1 protein-coding gene is annotated in these 279 nt (G+C 67.7%); it reads left to right on the top strand.

The window, feature by feature from the left end; all coding sequences use genetic code 11:
- The coding region (locus EN852_RS40545; RefSeq protein WP_135880026.1) for a flagellar hook-basal body complex protein at positions 1 to 279 on the top strand (279 nt) is incomplete at both ends.

Below are 279 nucleotides of genomic sequence, written 5' to 3'. Positions count from 1 at the left end.
GGTGTCTCGATCGGCCCCGGCGTCAAGACGACAGCCGTGCGCAACGTCCACACACAGGGCGAGCTGACCAGCACCGGCAACAGCTTCGACCTGGCGCTGACCGGCCGGGGCTGGTTCCAGATCGAGGGCGCCGACGGCGGCACGCTGTACTCCCGCGCCGGCGCATTCAACACCAATGCCACCGGGCAGTTGGTCACAGTCGACGGCGCCAACGTCATTCCGGCGATCACCGTGCCGACCGACGCTGTCGAGGTGATCGTCAACAAGACCGGCCAGGTC

It is taken from the genome of Mesorhizobium sp. M2E.F.Ca.ET.209.01.1.1, assembly GCF_004010375.2.
Taxonomy (GTDB): Bacteria; Pseudomonadota; Alphaproteobacteria; order Rhizobiales; family Rhizobiaceae; genus Mesorhizobium.
Note: the sequence above shows the minus strand (reverse complement) of the source record. Positions and strands in the feature narration are given on the sequence as shown.